Raw genomic sequence first — 14,145 nt, 5'->3', positions numbered from 1 at the left:
ACGCTGAGGCAGCCCAGGAAAGTTCTGGAAAAATGCCACGGTGCTAAAAACATCGGTAATATGCCGCGTAGTGAATGTGCCATGTGCGACGCGCGCGACGATGAGATGCCGCGTATGTGTTCGTTTTAATGCTAAACTTCCTGGCTTTACTGGTTAATGAAAACCCCTTTATGACATCACTGGACGCCGCACAGCGTAACGCTCTTCATCCCCGTGTCCACGCCGGCACGCGCCTTGTATTTTTGATTGCTGGATTGAGCATGTCAGCATGGGCACCGCTGGTGCCCTATGCCAGCGAGCGCCTGGCGCTAAGCGGAGCGTCACTTGGCGGCCTGCTGCTTTGCCTCGGCATGGGTTCACTGGTGGCTATGCCGGTGACCGGCGCGCTGATTGCTCGATTCGGCTGCCGCCAGGTGATCCTGTGCGCCAGCGTGGTGGTGCTGGCCATGCTGCCGCTATTAACCTTTGTCGATACCGTCTGGCTGATGGCCCTGACGCTCGGCGTTTTCGGCGCTGGCCTTGGCATGGTTGATGTGGCGATGAACGTCCAGGCGGTTGAGGTGGAAAAAGCGGCGCGCACCCCCATGATGTCAGGCTTCCACGGCTTCTTTAGCCTGGGCGGCATTCTGGGGGCTGGCTCTATCAGCCTGCTATTAAGCGTCGGCTTGACGCCATTACAGGCCGTGGGGCTGGTGATGCTCCTGATCGCTATCTTGTTAATGCTAAGTCTGCCCACGCTAATGACCGAACGTCTGGATCAACCCGATCAGCCGTGGCTGGTGGTGCCGCGCGGTTGGGTCGCCTTTCTTGGCCTGCTCTGCTTTATCCTGTTTCTGGCCGAAGGTGCCGTGCTTGACTGGAGCGCCCTGCTGTTATTGCAGAGCCAACAAATCAGCGTGGCGCACGCCGGTCTGGGTTATGCCATTTTCTCGGTGGCGATGACGCTGGGCCGCCTGACGGGCGACCGCGTGATCCAACGCTTTGGACGCTATCCGGTGATGCTCACGGGTGCCCTGACCGCTGCCGCCGGAATGACGCTTGCCGTTTTGCTGCCGTGGCCGCAAGTGGCGCTGCTGGCTTTCCTGTTGGTGGGTTTCGGTTTGGCCAACACGGTGCCCATGCTGTTCAACGCCGCCGGAAACCAGCGTGAAATGCCCGCAAATCTGGCGATTTCCGCCATGACAACGCTGGGCTATGCAGGTATTCTTTCAGGCCCGGCTTTGATCGGATTGATTTCCCAGTGGCTCAGCCTGAGCGGCGCATTTTTACTTATCGCCTTGCTGCTGCTGGCCGTTGCCGCCAGCGCCCGTCTGGTAACGCGATAATTGCAGGATCCTGAAACAATATGCTGCCTTACAAATTTCCGTTAACGTCCGGCAACGTTACCCGCTTTTTTGTGGTGTTTAACCTGGTCCTGTTTCTTGCGCTGGGTGCCATGGTGCATAACAGCATCAATGCCCGGTTGACCGATAAGCGTTATGCGATGAGCGATCTCGCACGGGCCATGCAAAAGCGCATTGATGCCTATCGTTTCGCCACGTGGCAAATTTATGAAAACCTCGCCACCAGCGCCGTAGGCTCCACGCCCAACAGCAACCTTCAGGAAACACGTCTGCGCCCCGATGTTTACTATCTGGAAAAAACCCGGCGTAAGACCGAAGCGCTGATTTTTGGCTCGCACGATGGCAGCACGCTGGACATGTCGATGCGTATGTCAAATTACCTCGACACGCTCTGGGGCGCCGAGAACCCCACGTGGTCGATGTATTTTCTGAATGGGCAGGACAACAGCCTGATCATGATCTCCACGCTGCCGCTGAAAGATATGGCCACGCGTTACAAAGAGAGCGCAATCACCTCGCTGGTGGACAGCCGCCGTGCAGAGATGCTGCAGCAGGCTAATGCCTTGGATGAGCGCGAAAGCTTCTCGCCGCTACGCCACTTTAGCTGGCAAAACGACCACTACTTCACCCTGCGCACCACCTTCAATCAGCCCGGCCACCTGGCCACCGTGGTGGCGTTTGACCTGCCGGTTAACGACCTGATCCCCCGCAATATGCCGCTGGAGAACTTCCAGCTGCGCCAGGAGACCGGCACGACGACCTCGGGCACCAGCGACGATACCACCAGCGAATCCACCCATGTGTCGCTGGTGAATCCTAACCTGGAAATCGCCGCGACCTTACCCAGCACGTCGCTGCAGCTGGTGTACCGCATCCCACTGACGGTGTTGGCTGTGGATACGCTGCACAATCTGTTGTGGCCGCTGTTGATTTATGTGGCGCTGGTGCTGCTGTCGCTGGCGGGCATCACGCTGCTGCGGCAGCAGTCGCTGCGGCCAAATGAAAACCAGAGCGCCGAGCTTGATTCGCTGCGGATGCTCAACGAAGAGATTGTTGCCAGCCTGCCTGTGGGCCTGCTGGTGTATGATTTCGCCACTAACCGTACGTTGTTAAGCAACAAGATTGCCGAGCATTTGTTGCCCCATCTTAACCTGCAGAAAATCATCAATATGTCCGATCAGCACCAGGGCGTACTGCAGGCCACCATTAACAATGAAGTCTACGAAATTCGCCACGCACGCAGCATGCTGTCGCCACATACCCAGCTGTTTATGATGCGCGATCAAGATCGCGAGCTGCTGGTGAACAAAAAGCTGCAAAAAGCGCAGCAGGTGCTGGATCGCAACCATCAAATGCGCCAGCAGCTTATGCACAATCTCGGCCACGCGCTGAATAAGCCGCTGGAAAGCATGGTGGCGCAGCTGGTGCAGCTCAGTCAGCACACCGAGGATGAGAGCGTGCTGGATCTGCTGGATGAGAGCCAGGGGCTGGCGCGGCTGGTGGACGATATCGTGCTGCTGAATCGCCTCGAAGCCCACGACTGGTCGCCAGATGCGAGCGTGTTTAGCCTGCAAGAACTGCTGGATGAGATCGCGCTGGAGACGCTGCCGCTGCTGCGCCGTAAGGGGCTGGCGCTGGTAATGAATAATCATCTGGCCAACGACGAGATGCGTTTTGGCGATCGTCGTGCGCTGCGCAAGGTGCTTACCACGCTTATGCACTATGCTTTGACCACCACGCGCTGGGGTAAAATTACGCTGGAAGTCAACGCGCACGAAACCAAACCGGACACCGTCCTGCTGCAATTGGTCGATACGGGTTCAGGTTTGAGCGTGGATGAGCTGGCAAACGTCGATTTCCCGTATTTAGGTGAAACGACCCAAGATCGCTATGGTCAGGCTTCTGGCATGGCTTTATTCCTGTGCAAGCAGCTTTGCAAGCAGATGGGCGGCCAGCTGGATATCACCGCGAGACCGGAGATCGGCACGCGCTATCATATCCAACTGCCGCTGACGCTTGAGCAGCAAAGCGAACAGGAAGAAAAACTCCTGGAAGGCGTCACCGCGCTGGTGGATATCGCGGTGGAAGATGTGCACAAGATCGTTTGCCGCCATCTGGAAAACTGGGGCGCGAAGTGCCTCACGTCTGACGAACGCTTGTCTGGACAAGAACACGATGTGCTGGTGACCGACGATCCCGGTCGTCTCACGGGCTGGGCACTGTTGCTCGCCGGTGACGAAATGGGGTACCACGCTCTGAACGAGCAGCAGTACCGCGTGAATTTCAATCTCAGTAGTGCGCTACTTGATGCATTACTGGGACTGATTGAAAAGCAACTGTCTCATGATTTGCTGGAGGAGAGCCGCGAAGAAGAGGCTGAGACTCCACTGCTGAGCGGAGGCTATTTTCAGCTGTTTACCGAGACAGTACCGCCTGATGTGAAGAGACTGTATACTGAGTCGGCGGAGAAGGACTACGCCTCGCTTGCTCAGACAGCGCATCGCCTGAAAGGCGTATTCGCCATGCTAAATCTGGTTCCAGGTAAACAGCTTTGTGAAGAGTTGGAACAGCAGATTAAACTCTGTGATGATCTGACGATTAAAAATACCACCAGTGAAATTGACGCTTACGTCAATCAACTGCTGCAGCAAGGTAACCAATAAGATGAATAACCTGAATGTAATTATTGCCGATGACCATCCAATTGTTCTGTTCGGTATCCGTAAGTCACTGGAACAGATTGAATGGGTTAACGTTGTAGGCGAGTTCGAAGACTCGACAGCATTGATCAATAGCTTATCCAAATTGGATGCTAACGTCCTGATTACCGATCTCTCCATGCCGGGCGAAAAATACGGCGATGGCATTACCCTGATCAAATACATCAAGCGCCATTATCCGGATCTGTCGATTATCGTTCTGACCATGAACAATAACCCGGCGATCCTGAGCGCCGTGTTGGATCTCGATATCGAAGGGATTGTGCTGAAACAGGGTGCTCCTACCGATCTGCCTAAGGCGCTGGCCGCCTTGCAGAAAGGCAAAAAATACACGCCAGAAAGCGTGGCCAAACTGCTGGAAAAAATCAGCGCGGGTGGCTACGGTGACAAGCGTCTGTCGCCGAAAGAGAGTGAAGTGCTGCGTTTGTTCGCTGAAGGCTTCCTGGTAACGGAAATTGCCAAAAAGCTCAACCGCAGTATCAAGACCATCAGTAGCCAGAAGAAATCTGCCATGATGAAACTGGGCGTGGATAACGATATCGCGCTGCTGAACTACCTTTCATCCGTCAGCGCCACGCAGGTCGACAAAGATTAATACCCATACGGGCGCACCTGCTGCGCCCGTTCATTCGTCTCTTCCCTACCCTTCCCGACCTTTTCTTACCTGCGCCGCGTAGCGCGCCAACGTACTTTTCAGCACATCCAGCGTCACCGGCTTCGACAGGCAATTGTCCATGCCTGCATCCATGCAGCGCTGTTTCTCTTCTGCCAACGCGTTGGCCGTGACCCCGATAACCGGGAAAGCATGTCCCAGCTGGCGCAAGCGCTGCGTCAGGCGATAGCCATCCATGTTCGGCATGTTGACGTCACTCAGCACAATATCAATGTGATTGCGGCTGAGTACGTTAAGCGCATCTACGCCGTCCTGCGCCGTTTTAGTTTGATAGCCCAGCGTGCCAAGCTGTTCCGACAACAGCATACGGTTGATCGGATGGTCATCCACGATCAGCACAATAATGTCGTCGTAATTTTCTGTTTCGCGTGCGCCCGGCAGCGGCAGCGGCGTGCTGGTTTCGCTGTCAACGTTCAGGCGATAGATACGGCCCAGCAGCAGAGGCAGATCGTGCAACGTCGCGCTGCAGTGTACCCACTGGCCCGGCGCGCGTTCCTGCGGCATATCAATGTGGTCGCCGCTGATAAGAATGTGCGCGCGCACGGCCTGGTCTAGCGCGTCCTCATGGTCACTGATGATCACGTCATCGGCTGCCGCCTCGCCTTGGTAATCCGCGACCTGGATACCCTGCTGTTGCAGCAGCCGCAGCAAGAAGCTACCGAGATAGTCGTTTCGCATATCCAGCCAGATGGCTTTCTCTTGCAGACCATCCAGCAGCGGCGGCGCAGGTTGTTGTCCCGCGTAGATCGGGATGCGGACAATAAATTGGCTGCCCATGCCCGGCTCTGAATCCACCTCGATATCGCCGTCCATCATGTTGATGAGTTTTTCGCATATCGCCAAGCCCAAACCGGTGCCCTGGAAGTTACGCTGCACGCCGGAACCGACCTGGAAGAAAGGATCAAACAGACGCGTCACCTCTTTCGCTGGAATGCCCACGCCGGTATCACGCACGCGGAAGGCCAAATACCCCTCTTTAACATACACGTGCAAAATAATGCATCCCGTGTGGGTAAACTTAATGGCGTTGTTAAGCAGGTTGGAGATCACCTGCTGCAAGCGCATGGGGTCGCCCTCCATCGCCAACGGCACGTCGTTTTCCATCAGGACGTAAAGCGTCAGCCGTTTACGCAGCACCAGCGACAGATAATTACTGGCGATGTGGTTTACGACTTCGCGTGGCGAGAAAGGCCGCGGCTCAATTTTCAGCTGCTCTGATTCGATTTTAGAAAAATCGAGAATATCGCTGATGATCTTCAGCAGCAGGCTGGAGGAGTTATTCATTGCCGTGACCAGCGACTCCACTCCTTTGGGTAGCGCTTTGGTTTGCAGCAGGTCAAGGTTGCCGATAATGCCGTAGAGCGGCGTACGCAATTCATGGCTCACGGTCGCCAGGAACATGGATTTGGACTGGCTTGCCTGTTCGGCCGCATGCGCCATCTCCTGCAGCGACTGCTCCATACGCACGCGCGCTGACACGTCCACCAGCACGCAAATCGCGACGTTTTCGTTGCGATAGCGCGAGTGGACAAAACTGATCTGCAGGTTGGTATTACTGCCGGTCAGCACGTCAACGAAGTTAACCTGCTGACCGCCAATCATTTCATTAAGCCGCTGGCGATCTTCGTGCGTCAGCAGCGTCAGGTAGTTATGCGCCAGTTCGTTACTGAGGATGTTGGTGCCGTCGCGGGTCCGCAGAATACAAATTCCCACCGGCGCGGAGGCGACGATCTTGCGGTTGAACTGCTCATGCTCTTCCAGTCGGTGTGCGCTGTCTTCGGCCGGCATGAACATGCGGCGTTCAAAGAACCACGCCAGCGTAAACAGCACCAAGGCGCTAAGCAGATTCAGCAGCAGCGCATTGATCAGCAGCAGCTTTAGCTGGTCCATCAGGACATCGGTGGACAGCGACCACACCACATTGAGATTAGACGGCGGCAGCGGCTTTTTTAGCACCAGCTGGCGATAGCTGTCCAGGTAGCCGAACCAGGTACTGTCATCGGGCAGATCGTCGAGCGAAAAGCCCGGCCCACCGCGCCGCGAACTGATCAGCGGGCGATAGTTCTCATCCGTCAGGGTCGCCACCACCGGTAAGCCGCCGGGCTGAATAAACTCGTCCAGACGAATATTCTGCTCAACACCCAGCAGCGCCTGCAGCTTGTTGGCGACGTAAACCGGCATCAGCATGTAGAAGGTGCCGACGCCGGGCTGGGCGCTGGCGGTGATCCAGTATATCGGGTTACGACGCTGCTCTTCGTTGCTGCTGCGGTAGTGGAGCACGCGGTCGCGCAGCGCTTTCAAGCTACGTTCACGTTCGACGGTATTGTTGTTGCCCAAGGTAAAATCAGCGAGGCACTGGTTTTCGCCGCCGATAAAAAACACCCGGTTCAGCTCATAAGCGGAAGCAAAGTTGCTTTTCCAGTAGTTAATGAAATAGCTTAGCGCCTCGAGGGAGTTACGCCAGGTGGAACTCATCGCCGTGCAATCACCGTCAGAAAACAGCGGGGTAAACTGCGGCAACGTCTCTCTGCTGCCGGGAAACGCATTCAGCACCTCCATGCCCGTGCCGCCGCTCAGGCGATTCTCGGTGATGTATTTGAGCTCGCGCATCATGTCCGCAGAATGGCGCACATACCACTCGGTTTGCCCGTAATTGGTGGCGAACTCCTGGCGCACCCCGTTCTCTTTCTGGTGCAGCACATTGATGATGTAAAAGGTGGTTAACAGCGCGCCCACCGTCCAAAGCAGCAGCGCCAGCGCACGGAAAAGATAGCGCGAGATGCGAAGCGTGGTGCGAAAGGAGACCAGATATTTCAAAGGAGACTCACAGGCGATATGGGGTTATTGGACGTGTAAAACGTTCTCATACACTAGCTTTATCAGGGTAAAAAAGCCAGCCAGCGCGCCCGTTTGGGCCTAAAACTCAGACAAAAAAACGGCAGGTCGGTTGCCCGCCCTGCCGCTGTGCTACCGCGCCAGATTACTCGTCTTCGTCTGCGTCGGGTGCGTCATCTTCCGCGTCCACTTCCGGTGCGATCTCATCTTCACCTTCAGGTACGCTGCCGTCGATGGCGTCAAGCTCTTCTTCTTCAACCGGCTCCGCTACGCGTTGCAAGCCCACCACGTTCTCGTCTTCGGCTGTGCGAATCAGGATCACGCCTTGGGTGTTACGGCCCACCACGCTGACTTCGGATACGCGGGTGCGCACCAGCGTACCGGCGTCGGTGATCATCATGATCTGATCGCCATCCACGACCTGCACCGCACCGATTACCGGTCCGTTGCGTTCGGTGACTTTAATCGAGATGACACCTTGCGTCGCACGTGACTTGGTCGGGTATTCGCTGTTGGACGTGCGCTTACCGTAGCCATTCTGCGTCACGGTGAGGATCGCGCCCTCTTCACGCGGCACAATCAATGACACAACTTTGTCACCTTCGGCCAGCTTAATGCCGCGTACGCCGGATGCCGAGCGTCCCATTGCACGTACGGCACCCTCTGCGAAGCGCACCACTTTACCGCCGGCGGAGAACAGCATCGCTTCATCGTTGCCGTTGGTCAACGCGACGCCAATCAGCTCATCATCTTCGCGCAGGTTAATGGCGATGATGCCGGCGCTACGCGGACGGCTGAACTCCTGCAGAGCGGTTTTCTTCACGGTACCGTCAGCGGTCGCCATGAAGATGTTGTAGCCTTCGGTGTATTCACGCACAGGAAGAATGGCGGTAATACGCTCGTTGGCTTCCAGCGGCAGCAGGTTGACGATAGGACGACCACGCGCCCCACGGCTTGCTTCTGGCAGCTGATAGACTTTCATCCAGTAGAGACGACCACGGCTAGAGAAGCACAGGATCGTATCGTGGGTATTGGCCACCAGCAGGCGATCAATAAAGTCTTCTTCTTTGATACGCGCCGCAGACTTGCCTTTGCCACCGCGACGCTGCGCTTCGTAATCCGAAAGCGGCTGGTATTTCACGTAGCCCTGATGGGAGAGCGTGACAACCACATCTTCTTGATTAATCAAGTCTTCGATGTTGATGTCCGCGCTGTTGGCGGTGATTTCAGTGCGGCGGGCATCGCCAAACTGATCGCGCATCGCTTCCAGCTCTTCGCGGATCACTTCCATCAGGCGCTCTGCGCTCTGCAAGATGTGGAGCAGTTCAGCAATCTGCTCAAGCAGCGCTTTGTATTCGTCCAGCAGCTTTTCGTGCTCAAGCCCGGTGAGTTTCTGCAGGCGCAGATCCAAAATGGCCTGTGCTTGCTGCTCGGTCAGGTAGTAGGCACCGTCGCGAATACCGAACTCAGGTTCCAGCCACTCCGGACGCGCAGCGTCGTCGCCAGCACGTTCCAGCATCGCTGCCACGTTGCCGAGATTCCACGGCTGCGCCAGCAGGCCTGATTTCGCTTCCGCAGGCGTTGGCGCGCGGCGAATCAGTTCGATGATGGGCTCAATGTTGGCCAGCGCAATGGCCAGACCTTCAAGGATGTGCGCGCGGTCGCGCGCCTTGCGCAGTTCAAAGATGGTACGACGCGTCACCACTTCGCGGCGGTGACGAACGAAGGCCTCGATGATCTCCTTCAGCGTCATGATCTTTGGCTGGCCCTGATGCAGCGCCACCATGTTAATGCCGAAGGAAATTTGCAGCTGGGTCAATGAATAGAGATTGTTGAGAACCACTTCACCGACCGCATCGCGTTTGACTTCAATCACGATGCGCATACCGTCTTTATCCGATTCGTCGCGCAGGCCGCTGATGCCTTCAATACGCTTCTCTTTAACCAGCTCGGCGATTTTCTCGATCAGGCGCGCTTTGTTAACCTGGTACGGAATTTCATTGACGATGATGGTTTCGCGACCGGTTTTCGCATCGGTTTCGATCTCACCGCGCGCGCGAATATAAATTTTGCCGCGTCCGGTGCGGTACGCTTCTTCAATACCCCGGCGACCGTTGATAAACGCCGCGGTCGGGAAATCCGGACCGGTGATGTGTTCCATCAGACCTTCAACGGTGATGTTTTCATCGTCGATAAAGGCCAGGCAGCCGTTGATCACTTCCGTGAGGTTGTGCGGCGGAATGTTCGTGGCCATGCCGACGGCAATACCGGACGCGCCGTTTACCAGCAGGTTCGGAATTTTGGTGGGCAGCACTTCCGGAATCTGCTCGGTGCCGTCGTAGTTAGGTACGAAGTCGACCGTCTCTTTTTCCAGATCGGCCAGCAGTTCAGCGGAGATTTTCGCCATACGCACTTCGGTATAACGCATCGCGGCAGCGGAGTCGCCGTCCACTGAACCGAAGTTACCCTGACCGTCAACCAGCATATAGCGCAGGGAGAACGGCTGAGCCATACGGACGATACTTTCGTAAACCGCAGAATCACCGTGCGGGTGATATTTACCGATCACGTCACCGACCACACGGGCGGATTTCTTATAAGGTTTGTTCCAGTCGTTACCCAGTTCGCTCATGGCGAAAAGCACACGGCGGTGCACCGGCTTCAGGCCATCACGCACATCAGGTAAAGCTCGGCCAACGATGACCGACATGGCGTAATCGAGGTAAGAGTTCTTCAACTCTTCTTCGATATTGACCGGTGTAATTTCTCTCGCAAGGTCGCTCATGGAGCCGCTATCCCTCTACTTAATGCCGGTTTTTAAAGGTGCGAAAGTATATCACATCGCTTACGTGCGGTGAACGTAAAGCGGGGTTTAATGGCGCTTTTCCTTCGCGCTGAAAGATGCGCTGGGCTGGCTTAAGCGTTTATACTGAAGCCATATTTTGCCAGGAGTAATGATTCAATGAGTGAACAACCGCAGGAAAGCCGCCAGAACGTCGATCACGCTGAAATCGCCAAATTTGAAGCCGTGGCCTCACGCTGGTGGGATTTAGAGGGTGAATTTAAGCCGCTTCATCGTATTAACCCCCTGCGACTTGGCTGGATTGCGCAGCACAGCGACGGGCTATTTGGCAAAAAAGTGCTCGACGTCGGCTGCGGCGGCGGCATCCTCGCCGAGAGCATGGCACGCGAGGGCGCAGAGGTCACCGGGCTCGATATGGGCGCAGAGCCGTTAGAGGTTGCTCGCCTGCACGCACAAGAGAGCGGCGTTAGCATCAACTACGTGCAGCAAACCGTTGAAGATCACGCCAACAGTCACGCTGGGCAGTACGATGTGGTGACCTGCATGGAGATGCTGGAGCACGTGCCGGATCCGCGCTCCGTGGTGCTGGCCTGCGCGCGGCTGGTGAAACCGGGGGGCGAAGTCTTTTTTTCCACCATCAATCGTAATCCCAAGGCCTGGCTGCTGGCAGTCTTTGGCGCAGAGTACGTATTGCGCATGGTGCCGCGCGGCACGCACGACGTGAAGAAATTTATTCGTCCTGCTGAACTGCTGAACTGGGTTGATGAAACGCCGCTGCGTGAAAAGCACATGATCGGCCTTCATTACAATCCTCTGACCAATCAGTTCCGCCTCGGACGCGGCGTTGACGTTAACTATATGATTCATGCCCACTGCCAAGCGGACTAACCCCGGTTGACCACGCTCATGCCTGAGAGCATAAGGGGCATCTTTTGCTTCCGCTGTCAGGCTGATTTGTCTTGCTGGCTTCAGGGTCAGCAAGCCCACCGGCTTCATCAGATCAATTTCCTCTTAGACGCTCCCATCCCTTTTCTCTAGGCTGTTTTCGTCACAAAAATTTCACACCGTTTGCGGTAAATGTTCGCTGCGACTCGGCGCGCTGACGGGTTATTTGCGCTAAGAAAATTCTTGCACTGCTGCCGTTGAGCAATAAACCAGCGCTCGATCAAACTATGAAAAAAAAGTGCTGCCCGGTTGACAGCTGTTGTAAGCCTTGTGGCATGGGGATCCAGGATTTTAGCCACCCCCGTAGACGGATTTTTTTGTGAAAATCAACTCTTGTGATGAACAGAATGCTGGCTAGAATACTCACCATATTGTTGTTCAAACTTCCCGCACCCCCTATATATAGTGTTTATCCACAGGTTTACTCACAATGAGCGACTTGTGCATAGACCTTGTGCATACCGGGGGATAATTTTGTATTTCATGGACAGGTAAACACGCGACATGAACCAAAGTCTGCTCGTTACTAAACGCGATGGCCGTCAAGAACGTATTGATCTCGATAAGATTCACCGAGTGCTGGATTGGGCCGCTGAGGGCCTGAACAACGTCTCGGTCTCTCAGGTTGAGTTACGCTCGCATATCCAGTTTTATGATGGGATCCGCACCTCTGATATCCATGAGACCATTATCAAGGCCGCAGCAGACCTGATTTCACGCGATGCGCCGGATTACCAGTACCTGGCCGCGCGCTTGGCGATTTTCCACCTGCGCAAAAAAGCCTATGGCCAGTTTGAGCCACCCAAACTCTACGACCAAGTGGTAAAAATGGTCGAGATGGGGAAGTACGATCGCCATCTGTTGGAAGATTACAGCGTGGAAGAGTTCGAGCAGATGGACGCGTTTATCGACCACTGGCGCGACATGAACTTCTCCTACGCCGCCGTGAAACAGCTTGAAGGGAAATACCTGGTGCAAAACCGCGTAAGCGGTGAAATCTACGAGAGCGCCCAGTTCCTGTATATTCTGGTTGCGGCGTGCCTGTTCTCCGGTTATCCGCGCGATACCCGTATGGACTACATCAAACGCTTTTACGACGCGATCTCGACGTTCAAGATCTCGCTGCCTACGCCGATTATGTCGGGCGTGCGCACCCCTACCCGTCAGTTCAGCTCCTGCGTTTTGATTGAGTGCGGCGACAGCCTCGACTCCATTAACGCCACCTCCAGCGCCATTGTGAAGTACGTGTCACAGCGTGCGGGTATTGGCATTAATGCGGGCCGTATCCGCGCGCTGGGTAGCCCAATTCGCGGCGGTGAGGCGTTCCATACCGGCTGTATTCCGTTCTATAAGCACTTCCAGACGGCAGTGAAGTCCTGCTCGCAGGGCGGCGTACGCGGCGGTGCCGCCACGCTGTTCTACCCTATGTGGCATCTGGAAGTCGAAAGCCTGCTGGTATTGAAAAACAACCGCGGCGTGGAAGGCAACCGCGTGCGGCATATGGACTATGGCGTGCAGATCAACAAGCTGATGTACACCCGCCTGCTGAAAGGCGAAGACATCACGCTGTTCAGCCCGTCTGACGTACCGGGCCTGTATGACGCCTTCTTCGCCAATCAGGACGAGTTTGAGCGTTTGTACACGCAGTATGAAAAAGACAGCAGCATTCGCAAACAGCGCGTGAAAGCCGTGGATCTGTTCTCGCTGATGATGCAAGAGCGTGCCTCAACTGGCCGCATCTACATCCAGAACGTGGACCACTGCAACACGCACAGTCCGTTTGATCCCAGCATTGCGCCGGTGCGTCAGTCTAATCTCTGCCTGGAGATCGCACTGCCAACCAAGCCGCTGGAAGACGTGAATGATGAAAACGGTGAAATCGCTCTCTGTACGCTCTCTGCGTTTAACCTTGGCGCCATTGAGAGCCTTGATGATCTGGAAGAGCTTGCGACCCTTGCAGTGCGTGCGCTGGATGCGCTGCTGGATTATCAGGACTACCCAATCCCGGCCGCGAAGCGTGGCGCGATGGGCCGCCGTACGCTGGGCATTGGCGTCATTAACTACGCGTACTACCTGGCGAAAAACGGCGTGCGTTACTCCGACGGCAGCGCCAACAATCTGACGCACAAAACCTTTGAAGCCATTCAGTACTATCTGCTGAAAGCCTCAAATGAACTGGCCAAAGAGCAAGGTGCCTGCCCGTGGTTCAACGAAACCACCTATGCGCAGGGCATTCTGCCGATTGATACCTACAAAAAGGATCTTGACGCGGTGTGCAGCGAGCCGCTGCATCTGGACTGGGAAGGTCTGCGTACATCGATCACGCAACACGGCCTGCGTAACTCTACGCTCTCAGCGCTGATGCCGTCTGAAACCTCCTCGCAGATTTCAAACGCCACCAACGGCATCGAGCCTCCGCGCGGTCACATCTCGATCAAAGCGTCGAAAGACGGCATCCTGCGTCAGGTGGTGCCGGAGTATGAGCGTCTGAAAGATCAGTACGAACTGCTGTGGGAAATGCCTTCCAACGATGGTTATCTGCAGCTGGTCGGCGTGATGCAGAAATTTATCGATCAGGCCATCTCGTCGAACACCAACTACGATCCTGGCCGCTTTGCCAACGGCAAAGTGCCGATGAAACAGCTGCTGAAGGATCTGTTGACGGCGTATAAATTTGGCGTGAAAACCCTGTACTACCAAAACACCCGTGACGGTGCGGAAGATGCACAGGACGATTTAGCCCCGTCCATTCAGGATGATGGCTGCGAAAGCGGCGCTTGTAAGATCTAACCGCAAGTCAGGCGCTTTTTCATCTCAGGGCTGGCA

General features: G+C 55.6%; 7 protein-coding genes. 5 read left to right on the top strand and 2 right to left on the bottom strand.

The window, feature by feature from the left end; translation table 11 throughout:
- Window positions 1-170 precede the first annotated feature (170 nt).
- Genes LU196_RS04830 through rcsB form a run of 3 tightly spaced genes read left to right on the top strand, consistent with a single transcriptional unit; the run spans window position 171 to window position 4,658 of the window.
- Window positions 171-1,325 carry an MFS transporter gene (locus LU196_RS04830; RefSeq protein WP_232759523.1) on the top strand — a complete coding sequence of 385 codons (1,155 nt, stop codon included), beginning with the start codon at window positions 171-173 and terminating at the stop codon, window positions 1,323-1,325.
- Window positions 1,326-1,348: 23 nt separating this feature from the next.
- Window positions 1,349-4,006, top strand: coding sequence for a phosphotransferase RcsD (gene rcsD / locus LU196_RS04825; RefSeq protein ID WP_232759759.1), 2,658 nt, complete (start codon window positions 1,349-1,351; stop codon window positions 4,004-4,006).
- Window position 4,007: 1 nt separating this feature from the next.
- The gene (rcsB, locus tag LU196_RS04820) at window positions 4,008-4,658 is read left to right on the top strand and encodes a response regulator transcription factor RcsB (protein WP_033791627.1); all 651 of its coding nucleotides are present in this window, start codon (window positions 4,008-4,010) and stop codon (window positions 4,656-4,658) included.
- Between the two features lie 45 nt (window positions 4,659-4,703).
- Here the strand turns inward: rcsB and rcsC are convergent, their stop codons facing one another.
- Together rcsC and gyrA are read right to left on the bottom strand one after the other, a co-directional pair.
- Window positions 4,704-7,553: a two-component system sensor histidine kinase RcsC gene (rcsC, locus tag LU196_RS04815; RefSeq protein ID WP_232759522.1), complete on the bottom strand. Its 2,850-nt coding sequence runs from the start codon at window positions 7,551-7,553 to the stop codon at window positions 4,704-4,706.
- A 163-nt stretch (window positions 7,554-7,716) separates the two neighbouring features.
- Window positions 7,717-10,356: a DNA topoisomerase (ATP-hydrolyzing) subunit A gene (gene gyrA / locus LU196_RS04810; RefSeq protein WP_232759521.1), complete on the bottom strand. Its 2,640-nt coding sequence runs from the start codon at window positions 10,354-10,356 to the stop codon at window positions 7,717-7,719.
- A 177-nt stretch (window positions 10,357-10,533) separates the two neighbouring features.
- Here gyrA and ubiG point away from each other — a divergent pair, with 177 nt between their 5' ends.
- Together ubiG and nrdA are read left to right on the top strand one after the other, a co-directional pair.
- A complete protein-coding gene (ubiG, locus tag LU196_RS04805; RefSeq protein WP_232759520.1) occupies window positions 10,534-11,262 on the top strand; it encodes a bifunctional 2-polyprenyl-6-hydroxyphenol methylase/3-demethylubiquinol 3-O-methyltransferase UbiG in 729 nt (242 codons plus the stop codon).
- Between the two features lie 561 nt (window positions 11,263-11,823).
- Window positions 11,824-14,109: a class 1a ribonucleoside-diphosphate reductase subunit alpha gene (gene nrdA / locus LU196_RS04800; RefSeq protein ID WP_232759519.1), complete on the top strand. Its 2,286-nt coding sequence runs from the start codon at window positions 11,824-11,826 to the stop codon at window positions 14,107-14,109.
- The last annotated feature ends 36 nt before the right edge of the window (window positions 14,110-14,145 follow it).

This window comes from Pantoea sp. Mb-10 (genome assembly GCF_021272205.1).
Classification (GTDB): domain Bacteria; phylum Pseudomonadota; class Gammaproteobacteria; order Enterobacterales; family Enterobacteriaceae; genus Pantoea.
Note: the sequence above shows the minus strand (reverse complement) of the source record. Positions and strands in the feature narration are given on the sequence as shown.

What these genes read in the sequence shown, in the direction of transcription:
- gyrA (WP_232759521.1), bottom strand. Translation starts at nt 10,356, where the DNA reads ATGAGCGACCTTGCGAGAGAAATTACACCGGTCAATATCGAAGAAGAG.
- nrdA (WP_232759519.1), top strand. Translation starts at nt 11,824, where the DNA reads ATGAACCAAAGTCTGCTCGTTACTAAACGCGATGGCCGTCAAGAACGT.
- rcsB (WP_033791627.1), top strand. Translation starts at nt 4,008, where the DNA reads ATGAATAACCTGAATGTAATTATTGCCGATGACCATCCAATTGTTCTG.
- ubiG (WP_232759520.1), top strand. Translation starts at nt 10,534, where the DNA reads ATGAGTGAACAACCGCAGGAAAGCCGCCAGAACGTCGATCACGCTGAA.
- LU196_RS04830 (WP_232759523.1), top strand. Translation starts at nt 171, where the DNA reads ATGACATCACTGGACGCCGCACAGCGTAACGCTCTTCATCCCCGTGTC.